The sequence below is a fragment of the Cognatiyoonia sp. IB215182 genome (assembly GCF_033963905.1).
In the GTDB taxonomy this organism is placed as follows: Bacteria; Pseudomonadota; Alphaproteobacteria; order Rhodobacterales; family Rhodobacteraceae; genus Yoonia.
Genome location: NZ_JAXBMB010000001.1, coordinates 421527 through 436804, shown reverse-complemented (window position 1 = coordinate 436804; position 15278 = coordinate 421527). Strand labels below are relative to the sequence as shown.

Sequence of the window (15278 nt, the reverse complement as noted above, 5' to 3'; positions counted from 1 at the left end):
GCGGGGATGCCGCTTGGTCTATGCGGCGGAATTGACCATCGTATCCACCATCATGTCGGTGATTTCGCCGTAGGCAGCCACCCATGCCTCTGTCTCGACGGGCGTCAGACCATTTGGCGTTGTTTGCTTGAGCGCGTAGATCAGGGCGTGCCCGACCGGCGCGAAATGCTCTGGCCGCGCCCCGTATTCCACGTGACGTTTCGCAAGACCCGCGATTGTGTCGTTCAGCGCGTGCAGCTGGTGCAGGTTCAAAACCACCGCCGACAATGTGTCGACCAGTTTGACCCGCTGGGAATGCATCTCTGACGGGAAATAGGGCCGGACGCTGGGCGCGATCCGAAACAGCTCTGCATAAAAGGTCAGCGATAGCGAAGACGCAACTGGTGCGACCCGCTGAAAACTGTCCTTCACCGTTTCGATCTGATTGGGTGTCATGCCACTGCTCCTGCGCTGTCGGGCGCAGAGTGGGGCAAGAGTGTTGAGAATTTCTTTCCATTTTCTTACTCCGCCGCAATTGCTTTGGGCTTTGCAGCCTGATCACCATTGGATGCTGCGGATTTTGGCTTCGCGCCGTGCTCGTATTCCTCAAGGAAATCAAGCACCTCTTGGCGGTAATTGTAGTAATCCGGATGTTCGAGCAGCGCCTTGCGGCTGCGCGGCCGCGGCAAATTGACATCCGTGATTTTACCGATGGTCGCCTGAGGTCCATTGGTCATCATCACGACACGGTCGGCCAGCAGGATCGCCTCATCCACATCATGGGTCACACAGATGGCTGTGACCTTGGTACGTGACCACACCTCCATCAGCACTTCCTGCAATTCCCACCGCGTGAGGCTGTCGAGCATGCCGAAGGGTTCGTCCAAGAGCAGCAGTTTCGGCGACAGAGCGAATGCGCGGGCGATCCCGACGCGCTGTTTCATCCCGTTTGAGAGGTCAGCCGCGCCCTTATCCATCGCATCCGCCAGCCCGACGCGCTCAAGGTAGTATTCGACCACGTCCTGCCGCTCGACCTGGCTGGCCTTGGGATAGACCTTGTCCACACCAATCGCCACGTTCTCCTTGGCTGTTAGCCACGGGAACAGGTTGGGCGACTGGAACACCACCGCGCGTTCCGGGTCAGCCCCTTCCACATGGCGGCCATCCAGCTTGATCGCGCCTTTGCTGATCTCATTCAGACCCGCCGCCATCGTCAGCACCGTAGACTTGCCGCAGCCCGAATGACCAATGAGGCTGATGAACTCGCCTTTGTTGATCTTCAGATCAAAGTCTTCAACAACCGTCAGCGGCCCCTTGGGCGTCGGATAGACCTTGTGAAGTTGCGAGAAGTCGAGGAAGCGTTCCTCGATCATGCCCTTCTGTGCCTCGGCCACGGCGGTCGGCACACCATGGATCGGGGTGACATCTGGCAATTGCCGTGTCCCTTCGACCTTCGCCGCGATGCCCACATCCATCAGGTAGTTGGTCACATCCGCACGCAACCGCTTGAACGTCTCGTTGTGGTTCATCGCCATCCGGTCGCGCGGGCGGGCGATATCCACCTTGAATTCTTGCCCCAACGTCCCGTCAGGGTTCAGCGCGATGATCCGGTCAGCCAGAATGATCGCCTCGTCCACATCGTTGGTGATCAGCACACAGGTCTTCTTGTCCGCCTCCCAGATCCGCTCAATCTCATCGGCCAGATTGGCGCGGGTGAGCGCGTCGAGCGCCGACAGTGGCTCATCCAGCAGCAGCATTTCCGGGTTCATCGCGAGTGCCCGCGCGACATTCACCCGCTGCCGCATCCCACCCGACAGCTCTGCCGGGCGGCGCGTCGTAGCGTGGCTCAGCCCCACCATTTTGACGTAATGCGCCACCTTCGCGGCGCGCTCGGCCTTGCTGAGATCCGGGTAGATCGTATCGACGGCGAGCCCCACATTCCCATTTACCGTCAGCCAGGGCATCAGCGAATAGCTCTGAAAGATCACGCCCCGTTCGCGCCCTGGTTCTTTGACCGGCTGTCCTTTGAACGTGACCTGCCCCTTCGTAGGCATCTCCAACCCTGCCATCAGGTTGATCAGTGTTGACTTGCCCGTGCCCGAGAAGCCGAGGAGCACGAGGAACTCGCCCTCCTCTACGCTCAGATTGATGTCATTCAGGACATGGGCGGCACTTGTGCCTTCACCATAGCTCTTCGAGACGTTTTTGAGTTCAAGAAAGCTCATCACGATCACCGATTGTTCGAGAATGTGAACATGGATTGCAGGGCATACATCACACGGTCGAGAAGGAACCCGATGATCCCGATGGTAAAGACGGCGACCATGATCCGGGCGAGCGATTGGCTGGAGCCATTCTGGAATTCATCCCAGACGAACTTGCCAAGACCAGGGTTCTGCGCGAGCATTTCAGCGGCGATCAGCACCATCCATCCAACGCCGAGCGACAGGCGCAAACCGGTGAAGATCAGCGGCAGCGCCGAGGGCAGCACCAATTTGGTGATCTTGGTCCATGTGTTCATTTTCAACACGCGGCTGACACTGACGAGGTCCTTGTCGATACTGCTCACACCCAGTGCGGTATTGATAAGCGTGGGCCAAAGCGAGCAGAGCGTCACGGTGATGGCCGAGATCAGGAACGACTTTGAGAACATGCCGTCATTGCTGGTGTAAACGGCCGAGACGATCATCGTCACAATCGGCAACCAGGCCAACGGTGAGACCGGTTTGAATATCTGGATCAGCGGGTTCAGCGCGGCATTTGCGGTGACCGAGAGGCCGGCGGCGATGCCGAGCGGGATGGCCACGACAGAAGCGATCAGGAACCCGAAGAAGACGGTTTTGATCGAGGTCCAGATCTGGTCGTAATAGGTTGGTTTGCCGGTGTAAGTCCGTTCGCGCACGCGGTCGGTATCGCCATTCGCGATGTGTTCCGCATTGCGCGCGTCTTGTCGTTCGTAGAACGCGATTTCCTTTTCTTTCTCGCGTTGTGCATCGGCATGCAGGTTGCCCACCTGCTCCCACACCTGCGCCGGGCCGGGTACTGCGCCAAGTGACGTCTGCACCTGTGGGGCCAGCGTGCCCCAGGCCAGAAGAAACGCGATAATCGCGAAAACCGGCACGCCCAGAAGCTGCCAGATCTCTTTGACCTGCGCGCGCGGATTGTCGCCCGCAATCGCCTTCAGGATCGGCGTGACCCAGGACAGGCCAAGGACCCGGAACCAAGTGTCAGCCTTGTTGATACGGGTGAAAAGCCGGGCCCGGCGGGCCTCGGCATCAAGTGTGTCAGGATCAATTGCGGTCATGGTCAGGTTCCTTGAAAAAGACGGGACGGCGGGCGGGGCGATGCGCGCAAGCGCGAGCGACGCCCCGCCGATCAGGGTCAGCCTTGGATTTCGCTGCCCACGACGGTCTGACCGCTCTTCAGGCCAATGGGCAGGCTGTCGATATAGGCGTTGGGCTGGCGGCCATCGTAAGGAATGGCGTCAATGATATCGGCGGCAGGGGTCGGTTCCTTGAACCCGTCGCTGTCCCATGGGAAGTCAGCTTCGTTCGCCATGCCCTCATCGACCAGCATGCGTGCCGCTTCGAGATAGATATCGGGGCGGTATACCTCGGCAGCGGTTTCAAAATACCACTCATCGGGCTTGGTTTCCGCGATCTGGCCCCAGCGGCGCATCTGGGTGAGGTACCAGATAGCGTCGGAATAGAACGGATAGGTCGCGTTGTAGCGGAAGAAGACGTTAAAGTCCGGCGCAGGGCGTACATCGCCTTTTTCGAACTCGAAGAAGCCAGTCATGGAGTTGGCGATTACGTCATAATCCGCACCCACATATTCAGAGCGGGACAGGATCTCGACTGCTTCAGGCCGGTTGGCGTTGTCGTTTTCATCCAGCCAGATCGCGGCTCGGATCAGCGCCTTGGTCAGCGCCAGCGTGGTGTTGGGGTTTTCTTCGGCGAACTCGGCGGTGATGCCAAAGACCTTTTCAGGGTTGTTCTTCCACATGTCGTAATCGGTGATCACCGGCACACCGATACCCTTGAACACGGCCTGCTGGTTCCACGGCTCACCCACAGCGTAGCCGAAGATTGTGCCAGCCTCCATCGTGGCGGGCATCTGAGGGGGTGGCGTCACAGACAACAGAACATCGGCACCGATCTGGCCCGAGATATCCTGCGGCGAATAATAGCCTGGCTCCAAACCACCGGCGGCGAGCCAATAGCGGATTTCGTAGTTGTGGGTCGATACGGGGAAGACCATACCCATATTGAAGGGGATGCCCTGATCCTTGTAATCCTCAACGACCGGGGCCAATGCACTGGCGCTGATCGGGTGCTGCGGGCGACCATCGTCCATCAATGGCACGTTGGGCTTCATCTCTTCCCAGATTTCGTTGGAAACGGTGATACCGTTGCCGTTGAGGTCCATTGAGAAGGGCGTGATGATATGCGCCTCGGTCCCGTAACCGATGGTCGCGGCGAGCGGCTGACCGGCAAGCATATGCGCGCCGTCCAACTGGCCGCTGATCACGCCATCAAGCAAAACCTTCCAGTTCGCCTGCGCCTCAAGCGTCACGAACAGGCCTTCATCCTCGAAATAGCCCAGCTCATAAGCAACGGCCAAGGGCGCCATGTCGGTCAGCTTGATAAAGCCAAGGGTCAGCTCGTCTTTCTCAAGATCGAGAAGTTCCGCCGAGGCGGCTGTGGCAAGCAGGCTGGTCGTTGCCAGCATCAAGGAAAGTTTTGTCTTCATCTGTTGGTTCCTTTCTCGGGCCCGGTACCCGGGCAAAACAAAAAAGCCGCACGCATGTGCCACGGGGGAGGAGGTCCGTGATCCATACGAGCGGCTTTGCTCTTAAAGTCGTATCGCCTTCATCGGCGGATACTGAAAACCGGGCTACATTGCCCTTCACAAACATCATTGCGAGCGAGTTCAGATCAGACAATGGTTATTCTGCGCTGCCGCATTTTTTCATGCGGCGATGCAGAGAACGCCCAAAAATTCATCGCTCTTTCCCGGCATAATCAAAGGTTCTGCCGTCGAAAAAGGCATCAGGGGCAAGAATCATATGCCCGCGAGAGGAAGCGACAGCCGTTTCAAACTGCAAGGAACCTTCCACTTTTTCAGATGCGCCGGGCATATCCGCCCCAACCGCCGCCAGATTCGCGCGATAAAGATCGGTCCGAAAGCAGGCCTTGGCCGTTTCGAGGTCTTCGCCTTCAGCCCCCAACTGATGCGCGATCCATGCCGCCTGGCTGCGCCAGGGGAAGCTGGCGGCATATCTGTGGAATTGCAGGAAACGCTCGACCTCAACCGGGTGTCCACCGATTTGCGGCAAAAGATGTCCGCTCACGGCTGGATCAATCAGGTCGGCAGGCAGGCTCAGATGCTCACTGCGGCTTAAGATCTCTACCGCGAGCGGCTTGTTGCGTTTCACGTCCAGCCATTTGGCGGCATGGAAGACCGCACGCATCAGGCGGCGGACCGTATCATCGTTCTCACGCACCCAATCGTGGCGGGCGGCGAGCACCTTTTCAGGCGCGAATTGCCAGACATCGCGGCCCGTCATCATCAATTGCGCCACATCGCGGCCCACGGCAACGCTGCCCCATGGCTCGCCCACCCAGAATGCATCGACATGGCCATCTGCCACCGCATCGGCCATGCGGGGCGGCGGCACGGTTACTTCTTCAATCTGCAGATCCGGCGCAGCAGAGGTCCAGTAGGACAAGAGTAACCGGTGCATGGAATAGTGAAACGGCACCCCAATGCGGAGCGGGGTCCCATCGCGCGCGGCGATCTTTTTCAGAACTGCACTGGCATCGCCGAACGGCACGGGGCCAAGCGCCTCCGCCACCGCGTTTGACACCCCGAAGACAGTGCCATTGACGGACAGCACCATCAGCGTGTCGATCTTCGCAGCCAGCCCGCCCAGTCCAATCGACATGGCAACCGACATGGGCGAGAGCATTTGCGCCGCATCCAGATGCCCAAGTGCCAGCATATCGCGCAAAGCCGACCAGGAGGGTTGGCGGACAAGGTTGAGGTCAAGCCCCTCTTCCGCCGCGAACCCCAACTCTTTCGCCAGCACCAGCGGCGCACAATCCACCAGGGGGACATAGCCGCAATTCAAGACTGTCCCACTCATGACAAAAGATCCGCCGCCGTCACCAGCGCCTGCGCCACTTCGATCACCTTGCGGCCCTGATCCATCGCGGCCTTGCGCAAGAGCGTGTAGGCCTCATCCTCCGTCAGGCCGCGCTGGCGCATCAGGATGCCCTTGGCGCGGTCGATGGTCTTACGATCCTCCAACGCCTGTTTGGCGGCATCAAGTTCCGACTGCATCTGGCGCATGATCTTGAACCGCGCGATAGCCGTTTCCAGCACCGGCTTGATCCGGTTCATCTGCAGCCCGTCGACCACATAGGCGCTGACGCCCGCGTTCAGCGCAGCTTGCGTCAGGTTCTCATCCGTCTGATCGACGAAGAGCGCGACCGCGCGCTTTTCGGTCTCGGTCACATAAGAGATGTGTTCCAGCATGTCGCGATCCGGGTTGGCCAGATCGATGAGCACGATATCGGGGGCAAAGTCTTTGACGGTCCGATCAAGGGCCGAGACATTGCCCAGTGCCTTCACGTCGCGCCAGCCGGCTTCCCCCAGTGCGTCCACAATCTCGCGCACGCGGTTCTGGTCGGGTTCAACAACAAGGATACGTAAATTCGCGCTCATGCCCCGTATCTGTCAGGTCATCCGACTGGCTGCATGGATGACGCCGCTGATCATTCATGCGCATCACTCACAAGCTGAAAAAATGTGCAACTGCCCCTTGAATGCCCAGGGCGCATGCGCTTTCGAAACCTGCAAGCCGTTGGACTGGCATCCACAAGGATGATGCACAGCCACATTCATCTTGGCGCTTGACATGATACCTTTTGGTTTCATATCTATATGATACCAAAAGGTATCACAACTGGAGCATCCAATGAGACGATCAATTACATCATCAATCATCGCCGCCTTGACCGCAGCGACGGCGGCTTGGGCCGATCCAATTCAACTGCTGGACACGGATGATTTTGCTTGGAACACAACCCCGGAAGGCGTTGCCTTCGCCGCTTTGCAAGGTGATCGGCTCACCGAACCGTATCAGGCTTTGGTCAGGCTTCCTGCTGGCACCGTCAGCCCGCCCCATATCAAAACCGCCAATATGTACGGTGTCATGCTGCAGGGCGAAATGGTCCATTACTCTAGCGACACTGATCCCGACACGGCGCGGAAGATAGGCCCCGGCTCTTACTACAGCATTGCGGCGGGCACCGCGCATGTGTCGGCCTGCGTGTCGGATACGCCCTGTATTGCCTATCTCTATCAGGACGGTGCCTTTGATTTTCTGCCGGTTCAGCAATGACAGAGCCGGAGCAATTGGGCTTTCGCGCACTGGCTGACCCGACCCGACGTAGCATTCTGCGCCTGCTTGCAAGCCAAGACATGACAATTGCCGAAGTGGCCGAAAACTTCGACATGACCAGGGCCGCCGTCAAGAAACACCTGACAATTCTGGACGAAGGCAATCTGATCTCGGTCGAGACTGACGGCAGATCGCGCATCAACAGGCTCAATCCAATCGGCCTGAAAGGCGTCTTCGACTGGTTCAGCTACTTCGATGCGTTCTGGGATAGCCGCCTCGACACCCTCAAATCCGAAATTGAGAAAGATACACAATGACCGACAACGCGCTCGAAAAATCCATCTACCTCAAAGCCACGCCCGCGCAGGTCTGGGCCTATCTGACAGAGCCGGAGAAACTGGCGATCTGGTTTCACAAACCCAATAGCGTTCTGGTTGATGGGCCTTACGAAATGTTCGGCGTTGAAAGCGGTGACAGGCTGATGTGGGGCGAGGTTCTGGTGGCAGAGCCGTTCCACCGCCTGGAGTATACCTTCACAATTGCCCCGATGGGTGACCGGATCAGCACGGTGAAGTGGGCATTGGAAGAGGTGGCCGGAGGCACCCGGCTATCACTGCGCCACGAGGGCCTTCCGCAAGGGGAAGAGGCTTTCGGGCTCATGCTCGCGCTTGATGAGGGTTGGGATGATCATCTGGCCCGGATGCGAAAATCGGTTCACGCCTCATAGACTGGTCCACAACACCGTTACACGACTACACCGCAAATCCGCATTAATAGAAAACGCGCCGCAGAATTGCGGCGCGTTCTTTGTGAGGTCCTTGCGGCTTACTTCATCGTAATGCGACCGTCCGTGTAGGGGCTGTAAGGCGCATTCGCGGCAATGAACTCAGCCGTCACATCCGCCAGGTCAGGACCATAATCGTAGGCGTTCATCGCATCTTCGAACATCGAATAGCCGTCGCCGCCATTGCGCACGTAGTTGTTCGACACAACACCATAGACCGCAGCCAGATCAATCGGCGCATCACCGATCATCACATCCGATACGCGAGAGCCGGGTTCGGCGGCCGTATCCACCGTAAAGGTCATGCCCGCGACTTGCGGGAAGCGACCTGCGCCCTCTTCAATCTGGCCAACGCCATTTTCAAGGGCCGCGACAATCGCCTCGCCCTTCACCTCAAAGGTGGAGAGCGTATTCTGGAACGGCAGCACCGTCAGCACTTCGCCCATCGTGATCTCACCTGCGTCGATGGAGGCACGCAAGCCGCCACCGTTCTGGATCGCGATCTGAATGCCCTGATCCTTCACACGGTCCAGCATCGCATCAGCCACGAGGTTACCCATCGGGCATTCCATCGCGCGGCACACCGAACGGTCGCCTTCAATTGGGGCGGCTGCTTCAGCAACCACACGCGTCTTCATCTCTTCGATGGGTCCGGCGAGTTCAGCAACACGGGCCACGGCGGCGGCATCTTCGGCGACGCTGGCATCAAGCAGGATCGTGTCACCGGTCGCAGATGTCACATTGCCATCCGCGTCGAACTCCAAAGTCAGATGCCCGACATATTTGGAATAGGCATAGGCCTGCACGACAGGCACATCACCCACCATCATCGGGTAGTCGAGACCGTCTTCATCCGTATTGGAGAAGAGCGTATGGGAATGCCCACCGACAACGGCGTCAAGGCCGGCAACCTCGGCGGCAATCATCCGATCCTTGTCCACCCCCACGTGGTTCAAGGCGATGATCTTGGTGACACCTTCCGCCTCAAGCGTGGCGACATCGGCGGCCAGACTTTCCATTTCATTCGTGAAGATCACAGCATCAGAAGGGCTGGAGGTTTCGACCGTGTCAGCCGCCAGGGCCGAGACGATCCCAATCCGCTCACCACCCACTTCCAGCACCACATGGTTTTCAACATGCCCCGCGAGCACGTTCGACTGCGACACGTCGATATTGCCCGAAATGATCGGGAATGAGACGTTGTCGGCCAGCTTGCGCAGCCCCTCGTCGCCGTCGTCAAACTCATGGTTGCCCACGGCCATCGCGTCAAAGCCGATGAGTTCCGCAAATTCGGCTTCGACATCCCCTTTGTAAGTCGTGTACATCAGGCTGCCCTGATACTGGTCGCCCGCATCCAGCACGATCACATTCTCGCCCGCCAGCTCTTCGCGCAATTCGTTGATCTTGGTGATCACACGCGCGACGCCGCCAAAGCATTCGCCAGCGGCGTTGTCTTCGGCATTGCAGGTGGAATCGAAGCGATTGATCGGCTCGATCCGGCTGTGCAGGTCGTTGATGTGAATGATGTGCAATGTATAGTCGGCCTGCGCCATGCCCGCCGTCATGGCCAGCGCGCAGGTTGTTGTCAGGATTCTTGTTTTCATGGAATGGGGTCCCCCAGGTTGGAATGCTTGAAGATTGGCGGCGTACTTTGACAGAGTCAAACAGCTAGCCAGCACCGGTTGGCCGACCTTACGTCAGTTTTGCCGCACGCAACCGCTTGACCATCTTTTGTGGAGCCGCCATGACGCGGCCATGCTGATTTACAAGATCTTTCGTTCGGATGAATGGGCCGCGCTGCAGGCCGATGGCGAAACTGTCGGCGCGCCGATTGATGTGACCGACGGCTATATCCACTTTTCAACTGCTGAGACGGTAGCTGAGACGGCGGCAAAGTACTTTGCCGGGGTCGACGGCCTAATGTTACTGGCCGTGGAAGCCGATGGGCTGGAGCCATTGAAATGGGAGCCTGCGCGCGCCGGCGTGCTCTTCCCTCATCTTTATCGTAATTTACAGATGGATGACGTGGTTTGGAGCATGACGCTGCCGCTGGTGGATGGCGTGCATCAGTTTCCCGATTTAGCATGAAGGCCCTGGAACGGGTTGGCCTGACGGCCCTGCGCCGGATTGACCCGGAAACGGCCCACGGGCTGGCGTTAAAGGCGCTGAATGCCGGGCTAGGGCCGCGCGGCGGGGCTGTGACATCAGATCGGTTGCGCACGCAGTTGGCCGGGCTCGACCTGCCCAACCCAGTGGGCCTCGCTGCAGGGTTCGACAAGAACGCAACCGCACTGCATGCTCTGGCCAAAACGGGTTTCGGTTTCCTGGAGGTCGGCGCCGCTACCCCGCGCCCGCAACCGGGCAATTCGAAACCGCGCCTCTTTCGGCTGACGCAAGATCAGGCGGCGATCAATCGCTTTGGCTTCAACAATGACGGGATGGAGGCGATTGCGGGTCGTCTCGCCGCGCGACCCAAAGGTACGGTTATCGGCCTGAACCTTGGTGCGAACAAGGACAGCACCGACAAGGCGCAAGACTTTGCGACAGTGCTGGCGCGGTGCGGCGCTGAGGTCGATTTTGCCACGGTCAATGTCTCTTCCCCCAACACGGAAAAGCTGCGCGATCTGCAGGGCAAGGCGGCATTGGCGGCACTGCTTGACGGTGTCATGCAGGCATGTGAAGCACTGACCAATCCGATCCCGGTATTCCTGAAGATCGCGCCTGATCTGACGGGTAACGAAATCACAGAAGTGGCCCAGGTCGCGAATGCCGCCACAATTGCCGGGATCATCGCGACGAATACGACTTTGGACCGCGGCGGCCTGCATGGCCCGCATCGGGCCGAGGCCGGTGGCCTGTCCGGTCAACCGCTTTTTGAGAAATCAACGCGGGTGCTTGCGCAACTCTCGACCCTGACCGATCTGCCGATCATTGGCGTGGGTGGCGTCGGCAACGCGGAACAGGCCTATCAGAAGATCCGCGCGGGCGCCTCAGCGGTCCAGCTTTACACCGCGCTCGTTTATGGGGGCCTGTCGCTGGTCGGCGAGATCGCCAACGGGCTTGACGAACTGCTCGCGCGCGACGGATTTGCAAATGTCGGCGAAGCGGTCGGGTCAGGTCGCAGTGAGTGGCTTTGACGGCGTGTCAGCCTCCGCCTCAAGCGCGGGATACTTCCACCCCAACGTGGCACCCCGCACCACAAAACTGATCAGCAACCCCAGCCAAAGCCCGTGATTGCCATAGGCCGCCATCAGCGGAATGACTGTTGCAAAGTAGATGATCGTCGACAGGATCATCATATTGCGCATATCGGTGGTCCGCGTTGCCCCGATGAAAATCCCATCCAGCATCCAGGCCGCCACACCAATGATCGGGGCGGCCACCATATACGGCAAGTAAATGCGTGCCGTCTCCTGCACCTCGGGTGCCGTGGTCATCACGTCGATGATCGCGGGGCCGAAGAGGGCAAATGACAGCGACAAGACAGCACAAATCCCCGCCCCCCAAAGCGAACTGAGCAATGCGCTGCGCCGCAATGCGGCCCGCGCCCGTGCGCCCAGCGCCTGTCCCACCAGCGCCTCGGCCGCGAAAGCGAAACCATCCAGCGCATAGGCGGTCACATGCAGGAATTGCATCAAGATCTGGTTCGCGGCCAGTTGCGCATCACCAAAGTCTGAGCCGTAAAGCAGAAAACTGACAAAGATCGCTTGTAATAGCACCGAGCGGATCAGGATGTCAGTGTTCACAACTGCCATGTGTTTCAGGCGGGCCATATCAAAGACCCGCGCCGCCGAGCGCCAGGCGGCCCCGGCAAATACATCCCGACAGAGATAGAGCCCCAGCAGAAGGCCACCCCATTCGGCAATGAATGTGGCCCACGCAACGCCCTCGACACCCCAGCCAAGCTCCAGACCCAGATAAAAGCTGAGAGCGATATTGGCCCCGTTCATCAGGACTTGAATGGCCAGCACCGCCCGCGTGCGCTCCTGCGCGATCAGCCAACCGGTGATCCCGTAAAGCGCGATGGTCGCAGGGGCCGACCAAACGCGGATCATCATGTAGTCGCGGGCGAGTGTCTCCACCTCGGCACTGGCGGGTGACACCCAGAAAGCACCCGCGAAAAGCGGGATTTGTGCGGCGATAATCACCGCACCGGCCGTCAGCCCGATCAATAGCGCGCGCGACAAGAGCGCTTGCACCTCATCCGCATCTCCCGCACCAGCCGCCTGAGACGTAAGGCCGGTGGTCCCCATGCGCAAAAACCCGAAGACCCAATAGATGGCCGACAGAATGATCGCGCCGATGCCTACCGCTCCGATTGGCGCCGCTGTGCCCAATTGCCCGACGACTGCTGTATCGACCACCCCAAGAATCGGCACCGTCGCATTGGACAGCACAATCGGCAGCGCGATAGCCAGCACCCTGCGATGGGTCATCGCGGTCTCAGCCATTGCGTTGCGGCATCAGGAAATGACCGGTACCTTGCGCGAAAAGGCGTGTGCGATTGTCCTGCCATGCTTCCACATGAACAGAGGCATAGCGCCGACCAGAGCGATTGATCCGTGCACGCGCATAGGCATCGCGCGGCAGGCCGGAGCGCAGATAGTCCACGGTAAAGTCGATGGTCTTGGGCAGCTTCGGGCGTAGCTCCGCATCCGGGTCGAGCTTTCCGCTCTCCATATCTTCCCAGATCATAGCCCAACTGAGTTCGATAATGGCCGTCACTTCAAGAAAGGCTGCAGTAACGCCACCATGCAGAGCCGGTAATGTAGGATTGCCGATCAGCTTATCCGCATAAGGCAGGACACCGGTCAGCTCATCACCCCGGCGGTCAAAGCGGATACCGAGGAACTGGATGTAGGGCACGCCGCCGATCAATCGGTCCAGCATTGCATCCCGCCGCTGCTTGATCACCTGGACAGGTTCGGGGCGGTTCATCTTGTGGCCCTTTCGATTGTAAACGCACCTGTTGCCGTTGCTACGGGCCGGTCCGGGTCGGCATCTACCGCAGTTGCGCGGATGAAGGCCACCGAGCGCGTCACATGATAGCATTCGGCTGTCGCCGTAATCCGCTCTCCCGGCGTCGCGGGGCGCATGTAGTCAATGCGCAAATCCAGTGTTGCGGTCGCAACTGCAGCCGCAGGGTGCGCCATCACGGCAGCACCTGCACATGTGTCCATCAGCGCAGAAACCGCGCCGCCGTGAATGACACCTGTTTCCGGATCGCCGACCAAGCGGCTATCATAATCCATCGCGATCACCGCCTTGCCATCCCCGATTTCGGTCATCTGCATGCCAAGCTCCTGCGCATGCGGAATGGCCGCAATAAACTGGCGCGCAATCTTGTCGCGACGGGTCTTTTGATCATCTGCCATGGCGATCCTTATCAGCTTTGGCGGTGCCGGAACGGCACTTTTCTTAGGGTATTCCATATTGATCAGCCGCTGACCACGGCAAAGGCACCCGCCTGTGTGACATTGTGTGAATGCATGCCACATCCTGCGGTTGCCCCGCACTTCTGTTGGCGCTACGCTACGAAAAGGGAGGTCGCAATGTCTGAAAAACGTCTGACATTCAAAGAGATGTGCGCGGAATTCGATGTGACCCCGCGGACCTTGCGCTATTACGAATACATCGAATTGCTGCAACCCGAAAAGGAAGGACGCTCCCGCTTTTATGGCCCGCGTGAACTGGCGCGGATGACGTTGATCCTGCGTGGCCGCCGCTTTGGTTTCGCGCTCGAAGACATTCGCCAATGGTTGATGATCTACGAAAAAGAAGGGACCGAGGCGCAGATGCGCGAGTGGATCAGCCTCGCCGATCGTCAGATGATCGAACTGAGCGAGCAGAAAAAGCAACTGGAAGAGACCATGCAAGAGCTGCGGACCCTGCGCGACGAGACGGCCAAGACACTCGGCTGACGTAAGGTCGCTCTCGGACCCAGCGTCAAATCCGTGTCACAATAGGCAAAAATAATCCCTATTCCATGACAGGCGAGAACGCGCATGAAACCGCCTTTTTTCCTCATTTTACTGCTGGCATTTTTTGCCGCCCCGGTCTGGTCGGAGCCTCTTGAACGGTTTCGGGACTGCGATGTTTGCCCCGAGATGATCGAATTGCCTTTGGGCGAACTCATGATGGGTGCGCCTGAAAGAGAGGCGCGTCAGCAATTCCACTTCTTTGATGGAGAGTGGCAGCGCGCAAATGAAGAAAACCCTTACATCGCTTACCACGAAGGCCCAGTTCACCGGGTCGAAATAGATGTGCCCTACGCACTGGGCGTGAACGAAGTCACCTATGATGAATGGATGGCATGCGTGGATGATGGGGGATGCAACGGATATGTGCCTGACCCCACAGCACGTGTCCTATTAGACGACGGCTCAATTCATAAAGTTGACGCCGTCGGGCGCCATCCTGTGATGCGCGTTTCCATTGAAGATGCATCAGCCTATGTCACATGGCTCAATGAAAAACTTGGCATTGACGTCTACCGCCTACCGACCGAGGCGGAGTGGGAGTATGCAGCGCGTGCGGGTACACAAACGCCCTTTGCTCAAGGCGATTGGGTCACACCTGAGCAGGTTAATTTCAATGGCAAAGCCACTGCAGAAAATCTGGATATTCCCGATTTAGGCTATGTTCAGAGATGGATGACCGTGCCTGTCGATGCGCTTGACGCTGCAAATGCCTGGGGTTTCCAGCATATGTCTGGAAATCTTAGGGAAGTTGTTTCGTCCTGCTGGTCCAACAGGCACAAGGGATGGGCCAGATCGAGTGATTACCTTGATGAAGTGACTGGCGAGATGTCTTGCAGATTTCGCATTTCGAAAGGTGGTTCATTCAACTTATTGATGGATCAGTCTCGTGTGGCGGTCCGCGTCCGGATTGCAACCGATGTAAGACTTCCAATGATTGGTTTTCGAGTGGCAAGAGATCTAGAAAGATAAAGCAATGGTTGTGACAATTATCAGCGCGTGACAGCAGCTTGGTGGCAATCTGCCAGGTGGTGAAGCTAAGCTTACGTAAGGTCCTTCGCGGATTCAGCCTGACATCCGCACCAGTTGGACCTCTGGACACATCACGATTGCGACCAATCTCTCATCG

The 15278-nt window shown here is 58.5% G+C and carries 17 protein-coding genes; 7 read left to right on the top strand and 10 right to left on the bottom strand.

The features are described from left to right. Positions 1–18: 18 nt before the first annotated feature. From SLH47_RS02270 to SLH47_RS02245, 6 genes are all read right to left on the bottom strand, one after another. On the bottom strand, positions 19–435 hold the full coding sequence (locus SLH47_RS02270; RefSeq protein ID WP_320237709.1) for a globin domain-containing protein: 417 nt from the start codon (positions 433–435) through the stop codon (positions 19–21). Between the two features lie 65 nt (positions 436–500). Continuing rightward, positions 501–2204 (bottom strand): nitrate ABC transporter ATP-binding protein, encoded by a 1704-nt coding sequence (locus SLH47_RS02265; RefSeq protein WP_320237707.1) that lies wholly within the window; start codon positions 2202–2204, stop codon positions 501–503. A gap of 5 nt (positions 2205–2209) precedes the next feature. After that, on the bottom strand, positions 2210–3283 hold the full coding sequence (locus SLH47_RS02260) for an ABC transporter permease (RefSeq protein WP_320237705.1): 1074 nt from the start codon (positions 3281–3283) through the stop codon (positions 2210–2212). 77 nt (positions 3284–3360) lie between these two features. Further along, positions 3361–4731 carry a CmpA/NrtA family ABC transporter substrate-binding protein gene (locus SLH47_RS02255; RefSeq protein WP_320237704.1) on the bottom strand — a complete coding sequence of 457 codons (1371 nt, stop codon included), beginning with the start codon at positions 4729–4731 and terminating at the stop codon, positions 3361–3363. A 250-nt stretch (positions 4732–4981) separates the two neighbouring features. Further along, a complete protein-coding gene (locus SLH47_RS02250; protein ID WP_320237702.1) occupies positions 4982–6127 on the bottom strand; it encodes a CmpA/NrtA family ABC transporter substrate-binding protein in 1146 nt (381 codons plus the stop codon). After that, positions 6124–6708 (bottom strand): ANTAR domain-containing response regulator, encoded by a 585-nt coding sequence (locus SLH47_RS02245; protein ID WP_320237700.1) that lies wholly within the window; start codon positions 6706–6708, stop codon positions 6124–6126. The genes SLH47_RS02250 and SLH47_RS02245 overlap by 4 nt, the downstream gene beginning before the upstream one ends. A gap of 253 nt (positions 6709–6961) precedes the next feature. On the opposite strand from SLH47_RS02245, the gene SLH47_RS02240 reads away from it, so the two are divergent. From SLH47_RS02240 to SLH47_RS02230, 3 genes are read left to right on the top strand one after another with little or no spacing between them, the layout of a single operon-like run. Then, positions 6962–7387: a DUF4437 domain-containing protein gene (locus tag SLH47_RS02240; RefSeq protein WP_320237699.1), complete on the top strand. Its 426-nt coding sequence runs from the start codon at positions 6962–6964 to the stop codon at positions 7385–7387. After that, entirely contained in the window at positions 7384–7704 is a 321-nt protein-coding gene (locus tag SLH47_RS02235) for a metalloregulator ArsR/SmtB family transcription factor (RefSeq protein ID WP_320237697.1), read from the top strand. The genes SLH47_RS02240 and SLH47_RS02235 overlap by 4 nt, the downstream gene beginning before the upstream one ends. Then, entirely contained in the window at positions 7701–8114 is a 414-nt protein-coding gene (locus SLH47_RS02230) for an SRPBCC domain-containing protein (protein WP_320237696.1), read from the top strand. Before SLH47_RS02235 ends, SLH47_RS02230 begins: the two co-directional genes overlap by 4 nt. A 98-nt stretch (positions 8115–8212) precedes the next feature. Here the strand turns inward: SLH47_RS02230 and SLH47_RS02225 are convergent, their stop codons facing one another. Then, entirely contained in the window at positions 8213–9775 is a 1563-nt protein-coding gene (locus SLH47_RS02225) for a bifunctional metallophosphatase/5'-nucleotidase (protein WP_320237695.1), read from the bottom strand. Positions 9776–9926: 151 nt separating this feature from the next. Here SLH47_RS02225 and SLH47_RS02220 point away from each other — a divergent pair, with 151 nt between their 5' ends. Together SLH47_RS02220 and SLH47_RS02215 are read left to right on the top strand one after the other, a co-directional pair. After that, positions 9927–10259 carry a DUF952 domain-containing protein gene (locus SLH47_RS02220; protein ID WP_320237694.1) on the top strand — a complete coding sequence of 111 codons (333 nt, stop codon included), beginning with the start codon at positions 9927–9929 and terminating at the stop codon, positions 10257–10259. Continuing rightward, complete coding sequence (locus SLH47_RS02215) at positions 10256–11308, top strand: quinone-dependent dihydroorotate dehydrogenase (RefSeq protein WP_320237692.1); 1053 nt, start codon at positions 10256–10258, stop codon at positions 11306–11308. Before SLH47_RS02220 ends, SLH47_RS02215 begins: the two co-directional genes overlap by 4 nt. Here SLH47_RS02215 and SLH47_RS02210 read toward each other — a convergent pair. The 3 genes from SLH47_RS02210 to SLH47_RS02200 are packed head-to-tail and all read right to left on the bottom strand — an operon-like array spanning position 11285 to position 13546. Beyond that, entirely contained in the window at positions 11285–12622 is a 1338-nt protein-coding gene (locus tag SLH47_RS02210) for an MATE family efflux transporter (protein ID WP_320237691.1), read from the bottom strand. The two genes, SLH47_RS02215 and SLH47_RS02210, sit on opposite strands and share 24 nt — an antisense overlap. Next, the gene (locus tag SLH47_RS02205; RefSeq protein WP_320237690.1) at positions 12615–13109 is read right to left on the bottom strand and encodes a PaaI family thioesterase; all 495 of its coding nucleotides are present in this window, start codon (positions 13107–13109) and stop codon (positions 12615–12617) included. Before SLH47_RS02205 ends, SLH47_RS02210 begins: the two co-directional genes overlap by 8 nt. Then, positions 13106–13546, bottom strand: a complete 441-nt coding sequence (locus tag SLH47_RS02200; RefSeq protein ID WP_320237689.1) for a PaaI family thioesterase — start codon at positions 13544–13546, stop codon at positions 13106–13108. The genes SLH47_RS02205 and SLH47_RS02200 overlap by 4 nt, the downstream gene beginning before the upstream one ends. A 177-nt stretch (positions 13547–13723) precedes the next feature. On the opposite strand from SLH47_RS02200, the gene SLH47_RS02195 reads away from it, so the two are divergent. Together SLH47_RS02195 and SLH47_RS02190 are read left to right on the top strand one after the other, a co-directional pair. Then, on the top strand, positions 13724–14092 hold the full coding sequence (locus tag SLH47_RS02195) for a MerR family DNA-binding transcriptional regulator (RefSeq protein WP_320237687.1): 369 nt from the start codon (positions 13724–13726) through the stop codon (positions 14090–14092). Positions 14093–14176: 84 nt separating this feature from the next. After that, the gene (locus SLH47_RS02190; protein WP_320237686.1) at positions 14177–15121 is read left to right on the top strand and encodes a formylglycine-generating enzyme family protein; all 945 of its coding nucleotides are present in this window, start codon (positions 14177–14179) and stop codon (positions 15119–15121) included. The last annotated feature ends 157 nt before the right edge of the window (positions 15122–15278 follow it).

What these genes read in the sequence shown, in the direction of transcription:
- SLH47_RS02200 (WP_320237689.1), bottom strand. Translation starts at nt 13,546, where the DNA reads ATGGCAGATGATCAAAAGACCCGTCGCGACAAGATTGCGCGCCAGTTT.
- SLH47_RS02225 (WP_320237695.1), bottom strand. Translation starts at nt 9,775, where the DNA reads ATGAAAACAAGAATCCTGACAACAACCTGCGCGCTGGCCATGACGGCG.
- SLH47_RS02220 (WP_320237694.1), top strand. Translation starts at nt 9,927, where the DNA reads ATGCTGATTTACAAGATCTTTCGTTCGGATGAATGGGCCGCGCTGCAG.
- SLH47_RS02270 (WP_320237709.1), bottom strand. Translation starts at nt 435, where the DNA reads ATGACACCCAATCAGATCGAAACGGTGAAGGACAGTTTTCAGCGGGTC.
- SLH47_RS02235 (WP_320237697.1), top strand. Translation starts at nt 7,384, where the DNA reads ATGACAGAGCCGGAGCAATTGGGCTTTCGCGCACTGGCTGACCCGACC.
- SLH47_RS02240 (WP_320237699.1), top strand. Translation starts at nt 6,962, where the DNA reads ATGAGACGATCAATTACATCATCAATCATCGCCGCCTTGACCGCAGCG.
- SLH47_RS02215 (WP_320237692.1), top strand. Translation starts at nt 10,256, where the DNA reads ATGAAGGCCCTGGAACGGGTTGGCCTGACGGCCCTGCGCCGGATTGAC.
- SLH47_RS02230 (WP_320237696.1), top strand. Translation starts at nt 7,701, where the DNA reads ATGACCGACAACGCGCTCGAAAAATCCATCTACCTCAAAGCCACGCCC.
- SLH47_RS02255 (WP_320237704.1), bottom strand. Translation starts at nt 4,731, where the DNA reads ATGAAGACAAAACTTTCCTTGATGCTGGCAACGACCAGCCTGCTTGCC.
- SLH47_RS02195 (WP_320237687.1), top strand. Translation starts at nt 13,724, where the DNA reads ATGTCTGAAAAACGTCTGACATTCAAAGAGATGTGCGCGGAATTCGAT.
- SLH47_RS02245 (WP_320237700.1), bottom strand. Translation starts at nt 6,708, where the DNA reads ATGAGCGCGAATTTACGTATCCTTGTTGTTGAACCCGACCAGAACCGC.
- SLH47_RS02190 (WP_320237686.1), top strand. Translation starts at nt 14,177, where the DNA reads ATGAAACCGCCTTTTTTCCTCATTTTACTGCTGGCATTTTTTGCCGCC.
- SLH47_RS02265 (WP_320237707.1), bottom strand. Translation starts at nt 2,204, where the DNA reads ATGAGCTTTCTTGAACTCAAAAACGTCTCGAAGAGCTATGGTGAAGGC.
- SLH47_RS02210 (WP_320237691.1), bottom strand. Translation starts at nt 12,622, where the DNA reads ATGGCTGAGACCGCGATGACCCATCGCAGGGTGCTGGCTATCGCGCTG.
- SLH47_RS02260 (WP_320237705.1), bottom strand. Translation starts at nt 3,283, where the DNA reads ATGACCGCAATTGATCCTGACACACTTGATGCCGAGGCCCGCCGGGCC.
- SLH47_RS02205 (WP_320237690.1), bottom strand. Translation starts at nt 13,109, where the DNA reads ATGAACCGCCCCGAACCTGTCCAGGTGATCAAGCAGCGGCGGGATGCA.
- SLH47_RS02250 (WP_320237702.1), bottom strand. Translation starts at nt 6,127, where the DNA reads ATGAGTGGGACAGTCTTGAATTGCGGCTATGTCCCCCTGGTGGATTGT.